Annotated in this window: 22 protein-coding genes and 1 tRNA gene; 16 read left to right on the top strand and 7 right to left on the bottom strand. The window is 68.1% G+C overall.

Annotation, left to right across the window (positions count from 1 at the left end):
• Positions 1 to 7 precede the first annotated feature (7 nt).
• Entirely contained in the window at positions 8 to 1486 is a 1479-nt protein-coding gene (gene cycA / locus ACNJ7E_RS18865; protein ID WP_280780363.1) for a D-serine/D-alanine/glycine transporter, read from the bottom strand.
• Positions 1487 to 1662: 176 nt separating this feature from the next.
• On the opposite strand from cycA, the gene ACNJ7E_RS18860 reads away from it, so the two are divergent.
• The gene (locus ACNJ7E_RS18860; RefSeq protein ID WP_105415257.1) at positions 1663 to 1920 is read left to right on the top strand and encodes a hypothetical protein; all 258 of its coding nucleotides are present in this window, start codon (positions 1663 to 1665) and stop codon (positions 1918 to 1920) included.
• On the opposite strand, the gene ACNJ7E_RS18855 is transcribed toward ACNJ7E_RS18860, so the two are convergent.
• Entirely contained in the window at positions 1921 to 2691 is a 771-nt protein-coding gene (locus tag ACNJ7E_RS18855; protein WP_418340690.1) for a dienelactone hydrolase family protein, read from the bottom strand.
• 71 nt (positions 2692 to 2762) lie between these two features.
• Here ACNJ7E_RS18855 and ACNJ7E_RS18850 point away from each other — a divergent pair.
• Positions 2763 to 2835 (top strand) — tRNA-Arg (locus ACNJ7E_RS18850).
• 410 nt (positions 2836 to 3245) lie between these two features.
• A complete protein-coding gene (locus tag ACNJ7E_RS18845) occupies positions 3246 to 3689 on the top strand; it encodes a VOC family protein (protein ID WP_418340689.1) in 444 nt (147 codons plus the stop codon).
• A 42-nt stretch (positions 3690 to 3731) separates the two neighbouring features.
• On the opposite strand, the gene ACNJ7E_RS18840 is transcribed toward ACNJ7E_RS18845, so the two are convergent.
• Positions 3732 to 4607, bottom strand: a complete 876-nt coding sequence (locus ACNJ7E_RS18840; RefSeq protein ID WP_283336311.1) for an amidohydrolase family protein — start codon at positions 4605 to 4607, stop codon at positions 3732 to 3734.
• A gap of 59 nt (positions 4608 to 4666) precedes the next feature.
• Positions 4667 to 5206: a ribonuclease H family protein gene (locus tag ACNJ7E_RS18835; RefSeq protein WP_317568290.1), complete on the bottom strand. Its 540-nt coding sequence runs from the start codon at positions 5204 to 5206 to the stop codon at positions 4667 to 4669.
• 72 nt (positions 5207 to 5278) lie between these two features.
• Here ACNJ7E_RS18835 and ACNJ7E_RS18830 point away from each other — a divergent pair, with 72 nt between their 5' ends.
• The 8 genes from ACNJ7E_RS18830 (at position 5279) to ACNJ7E_RS18795 (ending at position 11472) form a co-directional block, all read left to right on the top strand.
• Positions 5279 to 6205 (top strand): DNA-3-methyladenine glycosylase family protein, encoded by a 927-nt coding sequence (locus tag ACNJ7E_RS18830; protein ID WP_418340688.1) that lies wholly within the window; start codon positions 5279 to 5281, stop codon positions 6203 to 6205.
• A gap of 128 nt (positions 6206 to 6333) precedes the next feature.
• Positions 6334 to 7029, top strand: a complete 696-nt coding sequence (locus tag ACNJ7E_RS18825; protein WP_418340697.1) for an energy-coupling factor ABC transporter permease — start codon at positions 6334 to 6336, stop codon at positions 7027 to 7029.
• Positions 7026 to 7388 carry a PDGLE domain-containing protein gene (locus tag ACNJ7E_RS18820; protein WP_105415372.1) on the top strand — a complete coding sequence of 121 codons (363 nt, stop codon included), beginning with the start codon at positions 7026 to 7028 and terminating at the stop codon, positions 7386 to 7388. The genes ACNJ7E_RS18825 and ACNJ7E_RS18820 overlap by 4 nt, the downstream gene beginning before the upstream one ends.
• Before the next feature lie 2 nt (positions 7389 to 7390).
• Entirely contained in the window at positions 7391 to 8155 is a 765-nt protein-coding gene (gene cbiQ, locus ACNJ7E_RS18815) for a cobalt ECF transporter T component CbiQ (RefSeq protein ID WP_105415374.1), read from the top strand.
• Positions 8152 to 8946 (top strand): energy-coupling factor ABC transporter ATP-binding protein, encoded by a 795-nt coding sequence (locus ACNJ7E_RS18810; RefSeq protein ID WP_283353273.1) that lies wholly within the window; start codon positions 8152 to 8154, stop codon positions 8944 to 8946. The genes cbiQ and ACNJ7E_RS18810 overlap by 4 nt, the downstream gene beginning before the upstream one ends.
• A gap of 50 nt (positions 8947 to 8996) precedes the next feature.
• Positions 8997 to 10067: a methyltransferase domain-containing protein gene (locus ACNJ7E_RS18805; RefSeq protein ID WP_418340687.1), complete on the top strand. Its 1071-nt coding sequence runs from the start codon at positions 8997 to 8999 to the stop codon at positions 10065 to 10067.
• A gap of 182 nt (positions 10068 to 10249) precedes the next feature.
• Positions 10250 to 10852 carry a DUF8020 domain-containing protein gene (locus ACNJ7E_RS18800; protein ID WP_317568287.1) on the top strand — a complete coding sequence of 201 codons (603 nt, stop codon included), beginning with the start codon at positions 10250 to 10252 and terminating at the stop codon, positions 10850 to 10852.
• Between the two features lie 191 nt (positions 10853 to 11043).
• Positions 11044 to 11472: a hypothetical protein gene (locus ACNJ7E_RS18795; RefSeq protein ID WP_280780373.1), complete on the top strand. Its 429-nt coding sequence runs from the start codon at positions 11044 to 11046 to the stop codon at positions 11470 to 11472.
• A 54-nt stretch (positions 11473 to 11526) separates the two neighbouring features.
• Here ACNJ7E_RS18795 and ACNJ7E_RS18790 read toward each other — a convergent pair whose 3' ends face one another.
• Entirely contained in the window at positions 11527 to 12723 is a 1197-nt protein-coding gene (locus ACNJ7E_RS18790; RefSeq protein ID WP_280780374.1) for a CaiB/BaiF CoA transferase family protein, read from the bottom strand.
• A gap of 8 nt (positions 12724 to 12731) precedes the next feature.
• A complete protein-coding gene (locus tag ACNJ7E_RS18785) occupies positions 12732 to 13097 on the bottom strand; it encodes an ArsR/SmtB family transcription factor (protein ID WP_280780375.1) in 366 nt (121 codons plus the stop codon).
• A 168-nt stretch (positions 13098 to 13265) separates the two neighbouring features.
• Here ACNJ7E_RS18785 and ACNJ7E_RS18780 point away from each other — a divergent pair, with 168 nt between their 5' ends.
• Genes ACNJ7E_RS18780 through ACNJ7E_RS18760 form a run of 5 tightly spaced genes read left to right on the top strand, consistent with a single transcriptional unit; the run spans position 13266 to position 18471 of the window.
• Positions 13266 to 14834: a long-chain-fatty-acid--CoA ligase gene (locus ACNJ7E_RS18780; RefSeq protein ID WP_418340686.1), complete on the top strand. Its 1569-nt coding sequence runs from the start codon at positions 13266 to 13268 to the stop codon at positions 14832 to 14834.
• Positions 14831 to 15874 (top strand): MBL fold metallo-hydrolase, encoded by a 1044-nt coding sequence (locus tag ACNJ7E_RS18775; protein WP_418340685.1) that lies wholly within the window; start codon positions 14831 to 14833, stop codon positions 15872 to 15874. Before ACNJ7E_RS18780 ends, ACNJ7E_RS18775 begins: the two co-directional genes overlap by 4 nt.
• A 12-nt stretch (positions 15875 to 15886) precedes the next feature.
• Positions 15887 to 16648: a crotonase/enoyl-CoA hydratase family protein gene (locus ACNJ7E_RS18770; protein WP_280780378.1), complete on the top strand. Its 762-nt coding sequence runs from the start codon at positions 15887 to 15889 to the stop codon at positions 16646 to 16648.
• A gap of 47 nt (positions 16649 to 16695) precedes the next feature.
• Positions 16696 to 17574: a LysR family transcriptional regulator gene (locus tag ACNJ7E_RS18765; protein WP_280780379.1), complete on the top strand. Its 879-nt coding sequence runs from the start codon at positions 16696 to 16698 to the stop codon at positions 17572 to 17574.
• 12 nt (positions 17575 to 17586) lie between these two features.
• Positions 17587 to 18471: a LysR family transcriptional regulator gene (locus ACNJ7E_RS18760; RefSeq protein ID WP_280780380.1), complete on the top strand. Its 885-nt coding sequence runs from the start codon at positions 17587 to 17589 to the stop codon at positions 18469 to 18471.
• Here the strand turns inward: ACNJ7E_RS18760 and ACNJ7E_RS18755 are convergent.
• The coding region (locus ACNJ7E_RS18755; protein ID WP_418340684.1) for an NAD(P)H-dependent flavin oxidoreductase at positions 18453 to 19283 on the bottom strand (831 nt) is incomplete at its 5' end. The two genes, ACNJ7E_RS18760 and ACNJ7E_RS18755, sit on opposite strands and share 19 nt — an antisense overlap.

Here is a 19283-nt window from a genome sequence, read left to right as displayed (position 1 = left end):
CGAACGTTTATGTTCGGCGGTCCTCGAGTTCTGCCTTGAATGCGGCGTAGCGGGCGCGGTGCGGGGCACGCCGGCGGATCACCGCCCACGCGATCCCGAGCACGACGAACCATACCGGGGTGACGAGGAGCGCCTCCAGGGTGTCCGCCTCCTGGGTCAACGCCCAGATGAGGAACACGAAGAACGCCAGGACGACCCAGCACATCACCACACCGCCGGGCATCTTGAACTTCGACGCCTCGTGCAGATCGGGGCGACGCTTCCGGTACACGATGTAGCTGGCCAGGATCATCGTCCACACGAACATGAACAGCACCGATGAGATTGTCGTCACAGTCGTGAACGCCTCGATGACGGAGTCGCCGGAGAACAGCAGCGCGATCGCCGACAGCAGGAAGGCGCACGAGAACATCAGCGCATTGGCCGGGACCTTGCGGGAGGAGAGCCTGCCGAGCCGGCCCGGCGCGTCACCCTCCTGCGCGAGGCCGTAGACCATCCGGGACGTCGAGTAGATTCCCGAGTTCGCCGAGGACGCCGCGGACGTCAGCACCACGAACTGGATGACTCCGGCTGCGATCCCCAGACCGGCGAGGGTGAACATCGCCGTGAACGGGCTCTCGCCGGGGACGACCTCACGCCATGGCGTGACCGAGATGATCACGATCAGCGAGACCACGTAGAACAGCAGGATGCGGATCGGGATCGAGTTGATGGCTTTCGGCAGGTTCTTCTCCGGGTCCTTCGCCTCGGCCGCCGTGGTGCCGACCAGCTCGATACCGACGAACGCGAAGACCGCGATCTGGAATCCGGCCACGAAGCCCATCGCCCCGGTCGGGAACATGCCGCCGTCGTTCCACAGGTTGTCGAAGCCGGCCTCCGAACCGTTGGGCGACGTGAAGTGCGTGAACACCATCACGAGTCCGACGACGATGAGGCTGACGATGGCGATGATCTTGATCAGCGCGAACCAGAACTCGGTCTCACCGAACGCCCGCACGGTCGGCAGGTTCAGCAGCAGCAGCGCCGCGATGGCGACCAGCGCCGGGATCCACAACTGGAGGTCGGGCCACCAGTACTGCACGTAACCGGAGATCGCGACGATGTCGGCGATGCCGGTGACGATCCAGCAGAACCAGTACGTCCAGCCGGTGAAGAACCCGGCCCAGGGGCCGAGCAGGTCGGCAGTGAAGTCGGAGAACGACTTGTAATGCAGGTTGGAGAGCAGCAGCTCGCCCATCGCCCGCATCACGAAGAACAGCATGAAGCCGATGATCATGTAGACGAAGATCACCGACGGTCCGGCCAGCGAAATCGTCTTCCCGGATCCCATGAAGAGACCCGTGCCGATTGCTCCGCCGATCGCGATCAGCTGGATGTGCCGGTTGGCGAGCTGCCTGGAGAGATGCGGCTCACCGGCCGGTCCCGTCCCTGAGCCATCACCCGGTTCCGATCCGATCGAGCCCGTCGAGGAAGTGCGGTCAGCCATGGAACACCTGCAACCCTTCTCAGTCCTTGCTGTCACCGTCCGAAAGCGTGGGTCACGTTACGCCGGGACCGTTCGCGAACCACGGTCGAGGACGGCATTCCGCATCGAGGGACTTGACAGAGGCCGAGTAGCTAAGGCTAACCTCAGTTCGTTACTTCGAGGCGAGGAGCCTGCACATGATCGAGGACCTGATCGAGATCGCGTACGCCCAGGGCGCTGTCACCTGCGTGGCTCAGGCCGCCGACGGCGTCGACGAGTACGAACTCGCACGGGTCGATTCGGTCGCGTCCAGCGTCACGGTCACGGTGCGGGCCGACGGCAAATTCGCGAAGGCCACCAGCGTCGAGGGCTACCTCAGTCTCGGGCAGGTCGTCCGGGCATGCGGACTCGACTACCGGCACGCCACGTCGAGCGCCCGCCAGTACATCCACTGATCAACTCAGGTGCTCCCCGAAGAAGCCGTCGATCCTCTTCCATGCGTCGGCGGCGGCTTCCGGGTCGGGCACCATCCCTGTGACCTTCGCCAGGGGACGCAGCACCTTAGGTCCGGCCAGTTCGTCGTTCAAGAACGTATGACCGGCAGTGGGGTACTCCTTCACATCGTGAGCCACGCCGGCCTTCGTCAGCGCCGCCTCCAACTTGGCCGCCGCATTCCGCAGCGCGAAGTCCTTGCCGCCGTAACTGGCGACCACCGGGCACGCACCCGCCACCGCCCCCTCGAGGTCGCGCGGCAGGACCCCGTAGTTCGGGGCCGCCGCATCGAACCCCGTGCGCAGGGTCATCAGGGCGAACCCGCCGCCCATGCAGAATCCGATGACACCGATCTTCCCCGTGCAGTCCGACGAGCCGGACAACCACTGACGGGCAGCCTCGATGTCGCCGTACGCCCGGCCCTTCCCCGAGAGCATCGCCCGCATCGTCGACACCAGACAGCGTCGCGCACCACCCGCACTGAACAGATCCGGCGCAACCGTCAGAAACCCCGCCGCCGCCAGCCTGTCCGCCTGCCGGCGCATCACGTCGTCCAAGCCGAACGCCTCGTGCACCATCACCACACCCGGCCACGGACCCTCACCGGACGGCCTCGCCAGATAACCGTGCAAGTTCAGCGAACCGTCGTGCCGCGCAGCGAGGTCGGTCAAGTCGATCTCGGACATGTGCGTCTCCCGTTCCGTCGTCACTTCCAGAACATCTGCGACAACCATGCCCTCCCCATCGCGAGCGCACCACCATTCCCGCTACACTCACCTCGGTGTGCGCCCCGCGCGTGCACCGCGCCTTCGTAGCTCAGGGGATAGAGCAACCCTCTCCTAAAGGGTAGGTCGCAGGTTCGAATCCTGCCGAGGGCACTCTCCTGCCTGCGGTAGTCCTCACTGCGCTCCGCTCCCGCAGCTTGGACGTGGTAACGCAGGTCACGCCGCAGGCGATACGCCAGGCAGGTCGGGACGACCCGAGGAGAGTCTCATGAACTGGGTGGACATCGACATCTTCCCGCCGCTGATTGCCAACCTGCTGCACCTGTTGGCCGCCCTGACGAACAACGGGACGGGATCATGATCGGCATATTGCCCGACCTGCCGTACATGGGATTGGACTGGGAGTTCTTCTTCCCGACCAATCTCTATATCGCGTTCATCAACTGGTGGAATCCTTTCTAGCGCAGGGCAGCTCGGTCAGCGGGGTCCGCGCCCGCGTCGACATTCCGGGGCTACGGATATTGCGGACCGTGGCTGACCTCGATCGTTCGTATCGTCGCCCCATGACCACTACCGAGAACCGCCCGGCCGTCCTGCACTCGTACTTCGCCTACCGTGACGCCCCGGCCGCTCTGCGCTGGCTGGAGCGCGCGTTCGGTTTCGAGACCACCCTCGAATTCCCGGACGACAACGGCGGGATCATGCATTCCGAATTGCGACGAGGCGACGCCGCCATCATGGTCTTCAGCGACGACGGCAACTACGACCGGCCTGCGCTCCGCGGCGAGACCGTCGGGCACGGTACGTATCTCAGCGTCGGCGGCGACAGCGAAGTCGACGAGCTCTACGCGACGGCGATCGAGGCCGGCGCCACCTCGGTCTGGGAACCCGCGAACACCCCATGGGGCAACTACCGGTGCCGGGTCCTCGACCTCGAGGGATTCGAGTGGACGTTCGGCACCCTGCGCCCGGGCGAGAGCAGTGCTGACTGGTCGGAGTGTGAATGACGGTGACACGGAACCGGATCGACGCGGCACCGCACCCCGTCGTCAGACGATCGCGAAGAGCCGCGCCGCGTTGTCGTGGCACACCGCTCGCAGCCACGGCTCGCCCAGGTCGAATCGGGTGAGTCCCTCGAGTGCGTCGAGGTAGGGATACGGGATGTTGGGGAAGTCGCTGCCGAACACGATGCGTTCCTGCAGATCCGCCAGCCGGTGCACCTGGTCGCGCGGAAACGGTGTGGCCGCTTCGGTGTAGTCCGTGAACGTCATCGTGGTGTCGAGATACACGTTGCCGTACTGGTCGGCCAAGTCCAGGAATTCCCGGTACTCCGGCAGACCCATGTGGGCGATGATCAGGTGCAGCCTCGGGTACCGCGACAGCAACTCGGCGATCGGGCCGGGGCCCGTGTAGGTGCCGGGCGCCGGCCCCGACCCGCAATGGATGACCACCGGGACACCCGACTCCTGCAGCACACCCCACACGGGGTCGAGGAGCGGATCGTTCGGCGAGTAATCGCCCACCTGGATGTGGGACTTGAAGACGCGCGTCCCCGACTCGACCGCCTCGGCGACATACGTGGCCGCGGACTCCTCCGGGTAGAACGTAGAGGTCCGCAGACAGTCGGGGGTCTGTTGGGCGAACTCGACCGACCACTGGTTCAGCCACGCGGCCATCTCCGGCTTGTGCGGGTAGATCATCGACGTGAACCGCCTGACACCGAACCCACGGAGGTGTTCGACGCGGACGTCCTCTTCGTGCCGGTAGTGGATGGGCCACTCACGTCCGGTGAGGGGACCGACTGCGTCGAAGTAACCCCACACCTTCTCCATCACGTTCGCGGGCATGAAGTGGGTGTGAACGTCGATGATGCCGGGCAGCCCCAGCGCACGCCAGAACTCCTGCACTCGCAGATCCTCGGACAACAGTCTTCTCCTCGACGCAGTGCCGGACGCAGACCCCGGCAGATCAGAACGGGGCCGACTCAGAACAGCGTGAACGCGTCCTCGGCCTCGGGGGTGGACGGCGCGACGACTGCCGGTGCAGGCGCGGGGGCGGGGGCAGGGGCAGAGACCGGCGCCGGCGCGAGCGCACCGGACGCGACGGCGCGGGCCGCCTCGCCCGCGAGAACGTCGGCCATCTCGTTGTAGTGATTGCCGACGTGGCCGCGAACCCAGCGGAAACGCACGGGCCCGGGCCGTTCGCTGATGGCCCGGTCGATGGACTGCACCAGTGCGAGGTTCTTGACGGGGGCGCCACCCGCCGTCTTCCAGCCTTTGCGCTTCCAACCGGGCAGCCACTCCGACGCGCACTTGATGGCGTACTGGGAATCGGACTCGATCAGCAGCGGATCTTCCCCGGGATGCGCGATGATCGCTTCGAGCAAGGCCCGCAGCTCGGCGATCTGATTGGTCCCGGAGGGTTCGCCACCCGATTGGCTGGGACCCTCGTGATTGACCCATGCCCAGCCGATCGCCCCACCGGGGTTGCGGAGACAGGATCCGTCGGTACTCACGATGATCATGGCTGGGACTTTACGTGCGCGCTCCGACATCCGCCGGTAGCGGTCGCCTTCGGAGTGGATACGCTGCATTCGATGACGGTTTCGCTGGAGGTGGTCGAGACCACCGTGACCGCGCGGCGTCCCCTGGACGTCGCCATGTCGTTGCAGCCGCTGCAACGCGGCAAGGGCGACCCCTGCCACCGCCGGACGGCCGACGGCTCGATCTGGCGGACGTCGGTGCAGAAGTCGGGGCCGGTCACCTATCGCCTCACCCAGGTCGACCGCCACTCGGTGCGCTGTCAGGCGTGGGGTGCGGGCGCCCACGAGTTGTCCGCCGGACTGGGCCGCCTCGTCGGCGACCACGACGACTGCGCGGACTTCGCCCCCGACCATCCGATCCTCGTCGAGGCCCACCGCCGATTCCCGCACCTGCGCCTCGGCCGCACCGACCGGGTGATGGAGGCCCTCGTTCCCGCCATCCTCGAGCAGCGGGTGCACGGCCTCGCCGCGTTCGCGTCGTGGCGGCGTCTCGTGTGGAAGTTCGGTGGGCCCGCGCCCGGGCCCGCCCCCGACGGGATGCGACTACCGCCGACCGCGGACGTGTGGCGGCGGGTTCCGTCGTGGGAATTCCACCGGGCCAACGTCGACCCCAGCCGGTCCCGGACGATCGTCCGCTGCGCGCAGGTCGCCGACCGGCTCGAGAAGATCGTCGACCTCCCCCGCAAGGAAGCGAATCGCCGGCTGATGTCCGTCCCCGGCGTCGGGATCTGGACGGCGGCCGAGGTGTCGCAGCGTGCGCTCGGCGATCCCGACGCCCTGTCGGTCGGCGATTATCACCTCGCCGCGGTGGTGGGGTGGTCGCTGCTCGGCAAGCCCCTCGACGACGCCGAGATGGTGGAGTACCTGGCTCCGCTGCAGCCGCACCGCTATCGCGCGGTACGCCTGCTGGAGGTGAGCGGACAGGCCGTCAAACCCAAGTTCGGGCCCCGGACGGCGCTCGTCGACCACACCTGGCACTGACCCGGGATCCGCGGAGACCACACACGCGCTCACCGGCACCCATGAACACCTGTTCAAGTGTTCATACGAGAAACTAGACTTCGAAGGATCAGCTGCCGGCCGGAGGAGACGCCGTGGAACCCGTGGCAATGCACATGAGCGACGGCCTGATCAATGCGCCGACCTCCCTGCTGTTCGTCGTCGTCGCGGTGGCGGGACTGTCGATCGCCGCGTGGCGCGCGCGCTCCGAACTCGACGAACGCACCGCCCCGATGGCCGGTCTCGTGGCGGCCTTCATCTTCGCGGTCCAGATGGTCAACTTCCCGATCCTTCCCGGTGTGAGCGGGCACCTCCTCGGCGGCGCGCTCGCCGCCATCCTCGTCGGCCCCTACACCGGCATGCTCTGCGTCTCGATCGTGCTGATCGTGCAGGCCCTGCTGTTCGCCGACGGTGGGCTGACGGCGCTCGGAGCGAACATCACCAACATGGCGATCATCGGGGTGGCCGTCGGCTACGGCGTCGCGGTGGCCCTGCGTCCACTCGTGGTGCGACAGCAGCGACTGCGCTTCCGCATCCTCGGTGCGCTCGCCTTCGCCGCGGCACTGTGCGGAACGGTGGCGGCGTCGATGGGCTTCGTCCTCGAATACGCGATCGGCGGTCATGCGACGTCCGGAGATTCGACGTCGCTGGGCGCGGTGGCGGTGTACATGCTCGGGGCGCACGTGCTGATCGGCATCGGCGAAGGCCTCATCACCGCCGTCACGGTGACGGCCGTGGCGAAGGCGCGCCCCGACCTCGTGTACCTGCTGCGGACGACGCCCCGCCGAGTCGAGGTGCGGGCATGAGCACGTCGTCGCCGGTCTCGCTGCGCCGATTCCTCATCGGCTTCGCGCTGGTGGCGTTGCTCGTCGCCGGCGCGGTCTCGTACCTCGCCAGCTCGAGTCCTGACGGTCTGGATTCCGCGACCACTCGCGGGTGCGAAACCGTGGAAACCGACACCGGGGAGACGCTCGAGGGTGACTGCATCGCCCAGAACGCGTCCGCCCACCCGTTGTCGGACTCGCCGCTCGCCGACTACACGGTGGGCGGCCGGTCGCATCTCACCGGGGTCGCGGGCGTGATCGGCGCGACCGCCACGTTCGTCGTCGCGGGTGGCCTGTTCTGGCTGCTCGCCCGCGTGCGGCGCAACCGAACGAGCCCCTGACCGTGGGAGCCGGCCACGCCCATCCGCTCTACCTCGACGGCACGTCCCCCGTGCACCGGCTGCCGGCCGAGGTCGGGATCGTCTGCGCCGTCGTCTTCGTTTTCGCGGTGGTCGCGACGCCACGCGAGGCGTTCTGGGCGTTCGCCGGGTATCTCGCGATCCTGATCGTGATCTGGCGGATCGCCGGCATTGCGCTCACGTGGATCGGACCGCGGATGCTGATCGAGTTGCCATTCGTGACGCTCGCGCTCCTCCTGCCGTTCGCCGAGGGCGGTGCACGCGTCACCGTCCTCGGACTGTCGCTGTCGGTCGCGGGCCTCTACGCCGCCTGGGGCATTCTCGTGAAGGGCACGCTCGGCGTCCTGGTCTCGCTGACACTCGCCGCGACGACGCCGGCCCGGGACCTGCCGTTGGGTCTGGCGCGGCTGCGCGTACCCGCGATGCTCACCACGATCGTGGTGCTGATGCTGCGCTACCTCGACCTGCTGACCGCCGAGGTCGAGCGGATGCGCACCGCCCGGCTCTCCCGCGGCGACGACCCCCGGACGTTCCGGCAGATCGGTGCCACCGCCCGGGGCGTCGGCGGCTTGTTCGTGCGGTCCTACGAGCGCGGCGAGCGCGTCCACCTGGCCATGCTGTCGCGGGGATTCACGGGTTCCGTTCCCACGATCGGCGCGCCCCCGGCGACCGCTGCGATGTGGCGGGCGGGGCTCGTGCCCGCCGTGTGCGCGGTGGGGATCTGTGTCACCGTGTGGGTGCTCCGATGACCGCGGCCGTGCATCTCGAGGGCGTCTCGTTCGCGTATCCGGACGGCAGGGCCGCGCTGCACCGGATCGACCTCACGGTTGAACCCGGCGAGCGGGTGGCCGTCCTCGGTCCGAACGGGGCCGGGAAGACCACACTGATGTTGCACCTCAACGGCATTCTGACGGCCACCGAGGGCAGTGTCACCGTGGGCGGGCTGGAGCTGTCGCGGGGGGCGTCCCGGGACACGGTGCGGGAGGTCCGGCGCCGCGTCGGCATCGTCTTCCAGGACCCCGACGACCAGTTGTTCATGCCGACCGTCGCGCAGGACGTCGCGTTCGGTCCGGTCAACTTCGGGGTCACCGGGACCGCGCTCGACGAGCGGGTGCACGACGCGCTGACGGCCGTGGACATGACGGCACATTCGGACCGCAATCCCGCGCACCTCTCCGTGGGGCAGCGCCGCCGCGTCGCGCTGGCGACGGTCCTCGCGTGCGCCCCGGACGTCCTCGTGCTGGACGAGCCGTCGAGCAATCTCGACCCCGTCGCCCGACGCGAACTGGCCGACGTCCTCCTGGGTATCGACACCACGCAGCTGCTCGTCACGCACGACCTGCCGTACGCCGCCCAGTTGTGCACGCGCGCCGTGATCCTCGACGAGGGACACCTGGTGGCCGACGGTCCGATCCTGGAACTGCTCGGCGACCCCGCGCTGCTCGCCCAGCATCGTCTCGAGTTGCCCTGGGGTTTCCGGCTTCCCGCGACCGACCCTCATTCGCCCGGCGAACGATCCGTGACACCGCCGACCAGGTAGCCCACGATGGGGAGACGAAGCTTCGCCCGCACTCCCACCGGAGGTCAGCGATGTCCATACCCGAAGCCGACGCCGGGGCCGTGTCCCAGCGCATTTTCGACGCATCGCTCGGGGCGATCGACCTCCTCGCCGTCCATCTGGGCGACCGTCTCGGCTGGTACCGCAGTCTCGCTTCGGACGGTCCGGCGACCGCGGACCAACTGGCGGAACGCACCACCACCCACCCGCGGTACGCGCGGGAATGGCTCGAACAGCAGGCCGTGTCGGGACTTCTCACGGTCGACGATTCGGAGCCACGGACGTTCACGCTTCCGGCCGGCGCCGCCGAAGTACTCACCGACGAGCAGAGTCTCAACTATCTTGCACCGCTGGCGCGGATCTTCGTCGCCGCGACCACGCAGATGCCCGCGTTGCTGGAGGCGTACCGCACGGGCGGCGGTGTGGGCTGGGCGCAGTACGGCACGGATGCCCGTGAGTCGCAGGCCGACATGAATCGGCCGTGGTACGAGCAGGTTCTTCCCGGTGCACTGGCATCGGTTCCCGAGGTGGATGCATTGCTCCGGACGCCCGGTGCCACCATCGCCGACGTCGGATGCGGCGGCGCCTGGTCCACGATCGCACTCGCGCGTGCCTACCCGGATGCCCGGCTCCACGGCTACGACATCGACACCGCGACCGTTGAACTCGCGAGGTCCAATGTGCGCGAGCGGCCGGACGTCGCCGATCGGATCACGATCACCGAATCGGATGCGGCCGGGATCCCCGAGAGCAGCTACACCGCCGCGTTCGCGTTCGAGTGCATCCACGACATGCCCGCGCCCGTCGACGTGCTGTCCGCGGTCCGCAAGGCACTGGTTCCCGGTGGCGCGATGATCGTGATGGACGAGGCGGTGGACGACGAGTTCTCCGCCCCGGGAAGCGACATCGAGCGTCTGATGTACGGATTCAGCCTCACCGTGTGTCTTCCCGACGGCATGAACCACACACCCAGCGCGGGCACCGGAACGGTCATGCGCCCGAGCACATTGCGCGGCTACGCCGAGGCGGCCGGTTTCGGCACCATGGACGTCCTGCCGATCGAGGATTTCGCGTTCTTCCGGTTCTACCGGCTCACGGTGTAATCCCTGCACCGACACCCCGATACGCACGTATTTTGCGGAAAGGCCGAAAACTGGGGCATCCGAAGGGGGAAGATGTCTGCAGTAGGCAGGTTACGGACGCTTTCGCCGGTCGGGGCAACTGTGAAGCGCCAGGTCGAACCAGATTTGTCGTTTGTCATCCGCTACTACGCATGGGAAACACCATGAAACTGCATAGAGTGACAGCACCGGCAGCGCTGCTGATCGCCACCCTGTGTGTCGGAATGGGTACCGCGTATGCCGCCCCCACTCCCGCCGACCAGGCCGTCATCTCGCACACCAGCCTGAGCGCCGACGGCCGATCGGTCGGCACGGCACTCGACGCCGGGCACTTCACCCTGTCGCGGACGGCCGCCGCCGTCGACATCGTCAACGATTCGGGCACCCCGGTGGGCATGATCCCCCTGCGCTATTCGATCGCCGGTGTGCAGTTCGCGATCGATCCGGTCATCACCGACGCCGGCCGGTTCCTGAACCTGACACCCACGACGACCCCTGTCGCGGGAACCCTCGCCCTCACCCCGGTCGACAGGGATTCGGCGTACAACAACATGGTCGAGCAACTGCAGATCGGCTGGGACAACGGCGGCGGGACCGCGACCGCGATCGGCGCAGGCATCGGATTCGTCGTCGGGTGCGTCTTCCTCATCCTCGGCGGGTGCCTCCCCGGTGCCGCGGTGGGCGCAGCGATCGGCGCGGTCACGGGTATCAGCAACGCGAACCCCGCTGCGCCACCAGCGGTTTACGAATTCCTCGGAACCCCGTAGCGGGGCTTTCCGTCCGACTCCGAAGACGATTTCGGGAGGGCTATGGGTTAGTTCGCACACGGGGAGCATCACCGCGCACCCACATATGCATGTAGCCGTTCCGGTTTTCCAGCGAATATGGTCCACGCACAACGATGTTCGGTGCACTCAGGTGGGGACCGTGTTCGTCCTACGACATGGTGGGAATTTCCATGAAACTCTTGAAAACTCTGGCATTGTCCATATTCGTCATCTCCGCGATGGCCGTCGGGGCGGGCACTGCGTATGCCGATCCCGCACCTCAGGGAATCGACTGGTCGCAGCCGCTGATGACCCCGGCAGCCGACGGCGGCAGCAGCCAGGTGGCCGAACAGTTCTTCCCGGAGAACGAAGGGAAGCAGGACGCCTTCGACAAGATGACCAACGAGATCAATACCGGCTGGAACAACGCGGGCCTGCAGGGCATGGCGATCGGTTCCAACGTGGGCATGGCCATCGGGTGCGTGTCGATCTTCCCCAACTTCATTGCCGGCTGCATCGTCGGCGCAGTGGTCGGCACCATCGCCGGCGCCGTCATCGGCATCGGTGTGGGTAATCCCAACGCACAGCCGGCCGTAGAGCAGTTCTTCGCCACACCCTGAGCGAAGAGCGAGCTGCAGCCCCGGCCTCACTCGGGCCGGGGCTGCGGCGTGTCGTCAGCCGACGACGCCCTGGTCGCGCATCGTCGCGATATCGTCCGCCGACCAGCCCAGTTCACCGAGGATCCGATCGGTGTGCGCGCCGAGCGCGGGCACGTCGCCCATCCGCATCTCCACGTCGGAGAACGTCATCGGGGGCAGCATCGCCCTGATCGGCCCGGCCTCGGTGCCGATGTCACGCCAGCGGTCGCGCTGATCCAGCTGCGGATGCTCGATCAGCCCGCCCATGTCGTTGAGCTCCGCCGCCGGGATCCCGGAGTCCGCGAGCGCCTGGTCGAGAGCCGCGCTCGTGAAGCGTTGAGTCTCCTCGGCGACGAGGGCGTCCACCTCGGCGCGGTGCTGCACGCGCAGCATGTTGGTCGCGAACCGGGGGTGGTCGGCGAGTTCGGGGCGTTTGAACACGTCGGTCACCAGTTGCCGCCACCCGCGGTCGTTCTGGACACCGATGAGGATCTGCCCGTCGAGGGTGGGGTAGGAGTCGTACGGGACGATCGCCGCATGACCGAGCCCGACGCGCGGGATCTGCTTGTCGGCGTACATCTTCATGTACATCGGGTGGCCCAGCCACTCGGCGGTCGCGTCGAACATCGACACGTCGATCCGCGCCCCCACCCCGGTTCGTGACCGCCGGAACAGGGCACCGAGAACTGACGTCATCGCGTACATTCCCGCCGCGATGTCGGACACCGGAACACCCGTCTTGGTTGCGGTGTCGGGGGTGCCGGTCACCGAGATCATCCCCGTTTCGGCCTGGACCAGCATGTCGTAGGCCTTGCGTTCGCGCCGCGGCCCCGCCGATCCGTAGCCCGACATGTTCACGACGATCAGTTCCTCGTGGTCGGCGCGCAACTCGTCGGCGCCGAACCCCAGACGGTCGGCGGCGTCGGGGGCGAGATTCTGGACGAAGACGTCGGCCTTCGCGATCAGCTTCGCGACGGTGTCCCGACCCACCTCGGACTTCAGGTCGACGCCGAGCGACTCCTTCGACCGATTCAGCCACACGAAATGCGAGGCCTGCCCGAACACCGCGTCGTCGTAGTTGCGGGCGAAGTCTCCCTCACCGACGCGCTCGATCTTGATGACCCGCGCACCCATGTCCGCGAGATGGCGGGTGGCGAGCGGAGCGGCCACGGCCTGCTCGAGTGCCACGACGGTGATGCCGTCGAGCGGCAGCAGTCCGGGATCGTTCTCCATGTCGGGATTCACCTTTCCTCTTCGGCACCCGGGTGATTGTGATAGTGCGTGGCCCCGATCGTGTGCAGCAGTTCGTGCACGGTGTCGTCGGTGAGCCGGTACCGCATCGATCGACCGTCCCGCGTCGCCGACACCCACCCCTGGTTGCGGAGCAGTCGCAGCGCGTGCGAGACGGCGGTCCCGGTCATGTCGAGTGCCGCCGCCAGGTCGCCGACGCAGATGTCGGGGGCGTGGTGCAGACACAACAGCAGTCGGAGGCGGTTGCCGTCGGACAGCAGTTCGAACCGGTTGGCCCACCCGTCGATGTCGGGGGTGTGCAGTGCCGCCGCAGCACGCTGAACATCCTCGGGGTTCAGGGCGGGGGTGGCGGCCATTACGCCAGTCTACAAACGCCGCGAGGCCGCTCGGCCGGGCATCCATAGGCGATTCCTCACTGTCCGTTCGGCTCTGTGACTTTGTTTCCGGCCTCACACGGGTGGTCGACTGGCAGCACGCGTCACCCGGTTCCCCGGCGGCGTCGACGAGTCATCGAGGAGCGTGATGTGAGCGGTCTGCATCTTCCCCAGCGCGTGCGGCGCCATGCCGCAGAACGGCCCGGAGCACCGGCCGTGACGTGTGGTGACACCACGCTGACGTATGCGGAGCTCGACTGGCGGACCAATCGGATCGCAACCGCGCTGTCGGCGTTGACATCCGGCGGCGGCCGGGTCGGGGCACTGCTCCGGATGCGCACCGAGGGGGTCGAGATGTTCGTGGCCGCCGCCAAGTCGGGGCTGGTGTTCGTCCCGCTCAACTGGCGACTCCCGCCCGCCGAGGCCGCCGCGATCGCGGTCGATGCCGAACTCCAGGTACTGATCGTCGAATCCGAATTCGCCGCCGCCGCGGACGCCGTCCGCGACGCGCTCCCGAGTGTGGTCGTGGTGGTCGTCGACGCCGCCGACGGCGACGTTCTTCGGCCCGGCACCTGGACGTGGGACCGGCTGGTCACGTCCGGCACCGCCACCGATCCGGGTCTCGGGGACGACCCCGACGCCGAGGTGCTGCAGCTCTACACATCGGGCACCACGGGCTTCCCGAAGGGCGTCGTCGCGACGCATCGCAACCTGCACAACGAGCCGCAGGGCCTGCTGATCTATCGCTGGAAGCCCGGCTCGGTGGCACTCGACGCCATGCCGCTGTTCCACATCGCGGGTGCCGGCTGGTTGAGCACGTGCCTGTCGGCCGGCGTCCACGTGGTGCTGCTCGGCGCGTTCGACGCCCGACAGGTCGCCGAACTCGTCGAACGGCATCGGATCACCCACACCTTCCTGGTTCCGTCGACCATTCAGATGCTCCTCGACGTGCCCGACCTCGACCGCTACGACGTGTCGAGCCTCGAACTGGTTGCCTACGGTTCGGCGCCGATCACCACCACTCTGCTCCGGCGCGCGATCGATCGCCTCGGCTGTGGATTCGTGCAGCGCTACGGCATGACCGAGACGACGGGCTCGGTCACCGCCCTCGCCGTCGAGGACCACGACCCGTCCGGGCACCGCGCGCACCTGCTGCGTTCCGCCGGCAAACCCATGCCCGGTGTCGAGGTCGAGATCCGGGACGTGGTGACCGGCGCCCGGCTTCCGGTGGGCGAATCCGGGGAGATCGTGTGCCGCTCACGCAACAACGTCACGGGTTACTGGCGGCGGCCAGACGAGACCGCGCAACTGCTCACCCACGACGGTTTTCTGCGCACCGGCGACGCCGGGCACATCGACGAGGAGGGCTACCTGTTCGTCACCGACCGGGTGAAGGACATGATCATCACGGGAGGCGAGAACGTGTACCCGATCGAGGTCGAATCGGTGCTCGCCGAGCATCCGGCGGTCGCCGAGGTGGCAGTGGTCGGCGTGCCGCACCGGACGTGGGGTGAGTCCGTGACGGCGGTCGTCCGGCTCGTCGATCCGTCGAACCGACCGGACGAGCAGGACCTGATCGCGTTCACCGCCGCCCGGCTCGCGTCGTACAAGAAGCCGCGGGAGATCGTCTACGTCGCCGAACTTCCGCGCGGAGCGAGCGGCAAGATCCTCAAACGCACCCTGCGCGAAGGGCTCCGCGCCACGGAGGTGCCGTCGTGATCGTCACCGAAGACGTCGGTACCGTCCAGCGCGAGGCGTGGGCCCGCGGCGTCCTGCCACCGGTCGAGCAGGTACGACCCGGATTGTGGTCGATCCCGGTGCCGATGCCGCGAAACCCGTTGCGCTACGTTCTGATCTACGCGCTCGCGCTGCCCGACGGCCTCGCCCTGATCGACGTCGGCTGGGATTCCGAAGAGTCATGGCGGGCCCTTGTCGACGGCATCGCCCAGACCGGGCACCACGTCACCGACGTCCGGTACGCCGCCGTCACCCACCTGCATCCCGACCATTTCGGTCTCGCGCCGCGGCTGAGGGAGGTCAGCGGGGCCGCGCTCGCGATGCACGGCGCGGATGCCGCACTCCTCGGCCACCATTCGCCGGAGGACGCCGCCGACGACGAACAGCTGTGGAACACCCAGCTCGCCCAACTCGGGGCCCCCACCGACATCCTCGCGGCCGCCCGCGTCGACCTCGTTCGCCTGGGAGCGGGCGAATCCATGGACGTCGTGCTCGATGACGGCACTCCCCTGGACCTGCCGGGCTGGGATCTGCGGGCGGTCTGGACCCCGGGGCACACTCCCGGTCATCTGACCTTCGTCGACGACACCCACGGGCTGATGTTCAGCGGCGACCACATGCTGCCCCGCATCAGTCCCAACATCTCCACGGTCCCCGGCGAGCTGGAGAACCCGCTGCACCGCTATCTTCTGTCGCTGCACGCCACCACCTCCATGCCCGACGGCGAGGTGCTGCCGGCCCACGAGTACCGCTTCCGGGGCATCGCCGACCGCGCCCGGCAGCTGATGGGTCATCACGAGGAACGCCTCGCGGAGATCGTCGACGCCCTGGGGGTGCGCCCCGAATCGACGGCGTGGGAGATCTCGCAGCACATCTCGTGGTCGCGGCCGTTCGAATCCATGTCCGACCGCCTGCTCCGCCTCGCGGTCCGCGAAACCCATGCCCACCTGCTCGTTCTGGCCGACCGCGGGAGCATCCGCTCACTCGGCGGGCACCCCGAACGCTGGACCCCGACACCGTAAGGAAGACACCCCATGAGCGTGGTTCTCACCGAATTCTCCGACGGCGTCGCCGTCATCACCCTGAACCGGCCGGAGGCGAAGAACGCCGTCGACCTCGAGGTCGCCAAGGCACTCGCCGCCGCGATCGACGAGTTCGAGGCGCGGCCCGACCTGACGATCGCGATCCTCACCGGCGCCGGGGGAACGTTCTGCGCGGGCATGGATCTGAAGGCGTTCACCCGCGGGGAGCGGCCGTCGCTGCCTGGACGCGGCTTCGGCGGAATCACGGAGGCCCCGCCGACGAAGCCGCTGATCGCCGCGGTCGAGGGCTGGGCGCTGGCCGGCGGCTGCGAATTGGCACTGTCGGCCGATCTGATCGTCGCCGCCCGCGACGCCAAGTTCGGCATCCCCGAGGTCAAGCGGGGGCTCGCCGCCGCCGGCGGCGGCCTGCTGCGACTGCCGAAGGTGCTGCCGTACCCGATCGCGATGGAGATGGCGATCACCGGCGACCCCCTCACCGCCGAGGTGGCGCACGCGCACGGACTCGTCAACCGGCTCACCGAGCCCGGACAGGCCCTCGACACCGCACGCGAACTGGCGGCACGGGTCGCCGCCAACGGTCCCCTCGCCGTGCGCGCCACCAAGCAGGTCGTCGCGATGTCCGCCAACTACACCGACCCCGACGCGTTCATCGGGCAACGCCGCTTCCTCGATCCGGTGTTCGCTTCCGAGGACGCGCAGGAGGGTGCACGCGCCTTCGCGGAGAAGCGCCCGCCGGTGTGGCGTGGCCGCTAGCCGCATGATCGGCACAGCCCGCATCACGGCTTCCGTACGATGACCGCGTGGACCTGCATCTCGTCACCTACTTCGTCGCGGTAGTCGATCACGGCGGGATCACCAGGGCCGCGCAGTCCCTCTACATCTCGCAACCGTCGCTCTCGCAGGCAATCCGCACACTCGAACGCCGCCTCGGTGTCACCCTGTTCGACCGCACCGGGCGGCGTCTCGAGCTGACCGAGGACGGCCGCACCCTCGACGTCGCCGCCCGCCGCATCCTCGCCGACGTCGAACGGGCCAAGGCGAAGGTCGCCGCCGTGCGCGAACTCGTGTCCGGCCGCGTCGACGTCGTCACCTACGCGGCGTTCTCGATCGATCCGATCGTCGATTTGGTGCGCCGGTTCCGGGAGCAGTACCCCCGCGTGACGGTCCGCATCATCGACGCCGACGGCCCCACCGGCGTCCTCGGCGCCCTGCGCCGCGGCGAGGCCGAACTCGGGGTGATCGACCTGTCCGTCGACCACAGCGCACTGCGCTCGGTCCCCATCGGCGACCAGGAGCTGGTACTCGCCCTGCCCGGCGCCCTCGCCGAGACGCTTCCCGATCCGGTGCCCCGCTCGGCCGTCCGCGACATTCCGCTCGTTCAGGATCTCGGGGACAAGAGCGACGCGGCGCTGATCACCGAGCTCGTCGGCGAGCCCGCGAACGTCGTCATCGACTGCACGCACCCGGGCGCCACGTGGGAGCTGGTGATGCGCGGCGCGGGGGCCACCGTCCTCCCCCGCCTCGTCGCCGAGGAACAGTTGCGCGGGGTCTCGATCCGGTCGATGACGCCGAAGCTGACCCGTCCCGTCGGTCTCGTGCAGCGGTCCGGGCCGGGATCACCGGCGGCCTCGGCGTTCGTCGCGATCGCGCAGGCCACCCGAACACCGGCACCCGAGTGAGGAACTGAGCACATGGAGTTGCGTCAGGTCGAGTACTTTCTCGCCGTCGTGGAACACGAAGGCATCAACGGGGCCGCCGCGTCGCTCGGTGTCGCACAGCCCACCATCTCGCAGGCATTGCGCGGGCTCGAGCGGGAACTGGGTGTGCAGCTGTTCCACCGCATCGGCCGGGGCATGGTGCTCAGCGCCGCAGGGCGCAGCATGGTCGGGCCGAGCAGGCAGATCCTGCGCGACGTCACCGCCGTCGAAGACCTCCTCGCCACCTCCGACGGGGCACTCGCCGGCCGACTGGACATCATGGCGTTTCCGGCGTTGGCGATCGGACCCCTCGTCGACCTCGTCACCGAATTCCGGCGGACCCACCCGAATGTGATGGTCCGGTTGGGTGAATTGAAAGACGAGGCACAGGCCGGGTCGCTGATCGAGGATGGCCACTGCGAATTCGTGGTGGCCCACCTCCCGCTGGACGACGCCCGCCTGGACGTCGTCGAACTCGGCGAACAGGAGTACTGGCTCGTGTACCCACCGGGCACCGACCTGCCGGACGGTCCCGTTCCGCTCGCCGCGCTTCCCGACATCCCGATGGTCTTCGTCCCCCGCGGCCACTCCGTCGCCAATGAGATCGAGGAATCGATCCGTCGCGCCGGCGCACGCCCCACTCTCGCGGCGCTGTCCGATCACCGCGAGGCGCGACTTCCCCTGGTACTCGCGGGAATAGGCGGAACCCTGCTGGAACGGTCGATCGCGGAGGCGGCCCAGGACCGCGCGGTGGTCCGCCGCGCGGAGCCGACGATTGCCCGCACCTTCGGGATCGCATTCGATCCCGACATGCTCTCCCCGGTCGGGCACGCGTTCGTCGAACTCGTGCGGGCGGAAGGTTACAGCGCGAGCAGGTAGTTCTTGGCCGCGGCGTACTCGGAGACGAGCCGGTCGACGAGTTCCGCCGTCGGTTGCACGGAGCGCACGGTGCCGATCCCCTGTCCGGATCCCCAGATGTCGCGCCATGCCTTCGTTTTGGCGCTTCCGCCGCGGAAGCTCATGGCGGACGGGTCCGATACGGCGAGGTTGTTCGGGTCGAGTCCGGCGGCCTCGATGCTGCCGCGCAGGTAGTTGCCGTGCACCCCGGTGAACAGGTTGGAGTAGACGATGTCGGATGCGGTGGAGTCGACGATCATCTGCTTGTAGCCCTGGTCTGCGTTGGCCTCTTCGGTGGCGATGAACGCGGAGCCGACGTAGGCGAGGTCGGCGCCTGCGGCCTGCGCGGCGAGGACCGAGCGGCCGTGGGCGATGGAGCCCGACAGCAGGACCGGCCCGTCGAACCATTCGCGGATCTCCTGGATCAACGCGAACGGCGACAGGGTGCCCGCGTGTCCGCCCGCGCCGGCCGCGACGGCGATGAGGCCGTCGGCGCCCTTCTCCACGGCCTTCTTCGCGAATTTGTTGTTGATGACGTCGTGGAGGACGATGCCGCCGTAGCTGTGGATGGCCTCGTTGACGTCGGCGCGGGCGCCGAGGGACGTGATGACGATCGGGACCTCGAACTCGACGATGGTCGCGAGGTCCTCGTCGAGGCGGTCGTTGCTCTTGTGGACGATCAGGTTGACCGCGTACGGCGCGGACGGTGTCTCCGGGTTGTTGGCGTCGTGTTTGGCGAGTTCTTCGGTGATGCGGGTGAGCCATTCACGCAGGACGGGCTGCGGGCGGGCGTT

This window comes from Rhodococcus mengyinensis (assembly GCF_048381435.1).
Lineage (GTDB): Bacteria > Actinomycetota > Actinomycetes > Mycobacteriales > Mycobacteriaceae > Rhodococcus_F > Rhodococcus_F opacus_D.
The sequence above is the reverse complement of the archived record's forward strand: the minus strand, read 5'-3'. Positions and strand labels throughout refer to the sequence as shown.

Coding starts and splice junctions, on each gene's coding strand:
- ACNJ7E_RS18830 (WP_418340688.1), top strand. CDS start 5,279: ATGACGGTTTCGCTGGAGGTGGTCGAGACCACCGTGACCGCGCGGCGT.
- cycA (WP_280780363.1), bottom strand. CDS start 1,486: ATGGCTGACCGCACTTCCTCGACGGGCTCGATCGGATCGGAACCGGGT.
- ACNJ7E_RS18825 (WP_418340697.1), top strand. CDS start 6,334: ATGCACATGAGCGACGGCCTGATCAATGCGCCGACCTCCCTGCTGTTC.
- ACNJ7E_RS18770 (WP_280780378.1), top strand. CDS start 15,887: ATGAGCGTGGTTCTCACCGAATTCTCCGACGGCGTCGCCGTCATCACC.
- ACNJ7E_RS18820 (WP_105415372.1), top strand. CDS start 7,026: ATGAGCACGTCGTCGCCGGTCTCGCTGCGCCGATTCCTCATCGGCTTC.
- ACNJ7E_RS18760 (WP_280780380.1), top strand. CDS start 17,587: ATGGAGTTGCGTCAGGTCGAGTACTTTCTCGCCGTCGTGGAACACGAA.
- ACNJ7E_RS18860 (WP_105415257.1), top strand. CDS start 1,663: ATGATCGAGGACCTGATCGAGATCGCGTACGCCCAGGGCGCTGTCACC.
- ACNJ7E_RS18845 (WP_418340689.1), top strand. CDS start 3,246: ATGACCACTACCGAGAACCGCCCGGCCGTCCTGCACTCGTACTTCGCC.
- ACNJ7E_RS18790 (WP_280780374.1), bottom strand. CDS start 12,723: ATGGAGAACGATCCCGGACTGCTGCCGCTCGACGGCATCACCGTCGTG.
- ACNJ7E_RS18785 (WP_280780375.1), bottom strand. CDS start 13,097: ATGGCCGCCACCCCCGCCCTGAACCCCGAGGATGTTCAGCGTGCTGCG.
- ACNJ7E_RS18835 (WP_317568290.1), bottom strand. CDS start 5,206: ATGATCATCGTGAGTACCGACGGATCCTGTCTCCGCAACCCCGGTGGG.
- ACNJ7E_RS18855 (WP_418340690.1), bottom strand. CDS start 2,691: ATGGTTGTCGCAGATGTTCTGGAAGTGACGACGGAACGGGAGACGCAC.
- ACNJ7E_RS18810 (WP_283353273.1), top strand. CDS start 8,152: ATGACCGCGGCCGTGCATCTCGAGGGCGTCTCGTTCGCGTATCCGGAC.
- ACNJ7E_RS18795 (WP_280780373.1), top strand. CDS start 11,044: ATGAAACTCTTGAAAACTCTGGCATTGTCCATATTCGTCATCTCCGCG.
- ACNJ7E_RS18805 (WP_418340687.1), top strand. CDS start 8,997: ATGTCCATACCCGAAGCCGACGCCGGGGCCGTGTCCCAGCGCATTTTC.
- ACNJ7E_RS18800 (WP_317568287.1), top strand. CDS start 10,250: ATGAAACTGCATAGAGTGACAGCACCGGCAGCGCTGCTGATCGCCACC.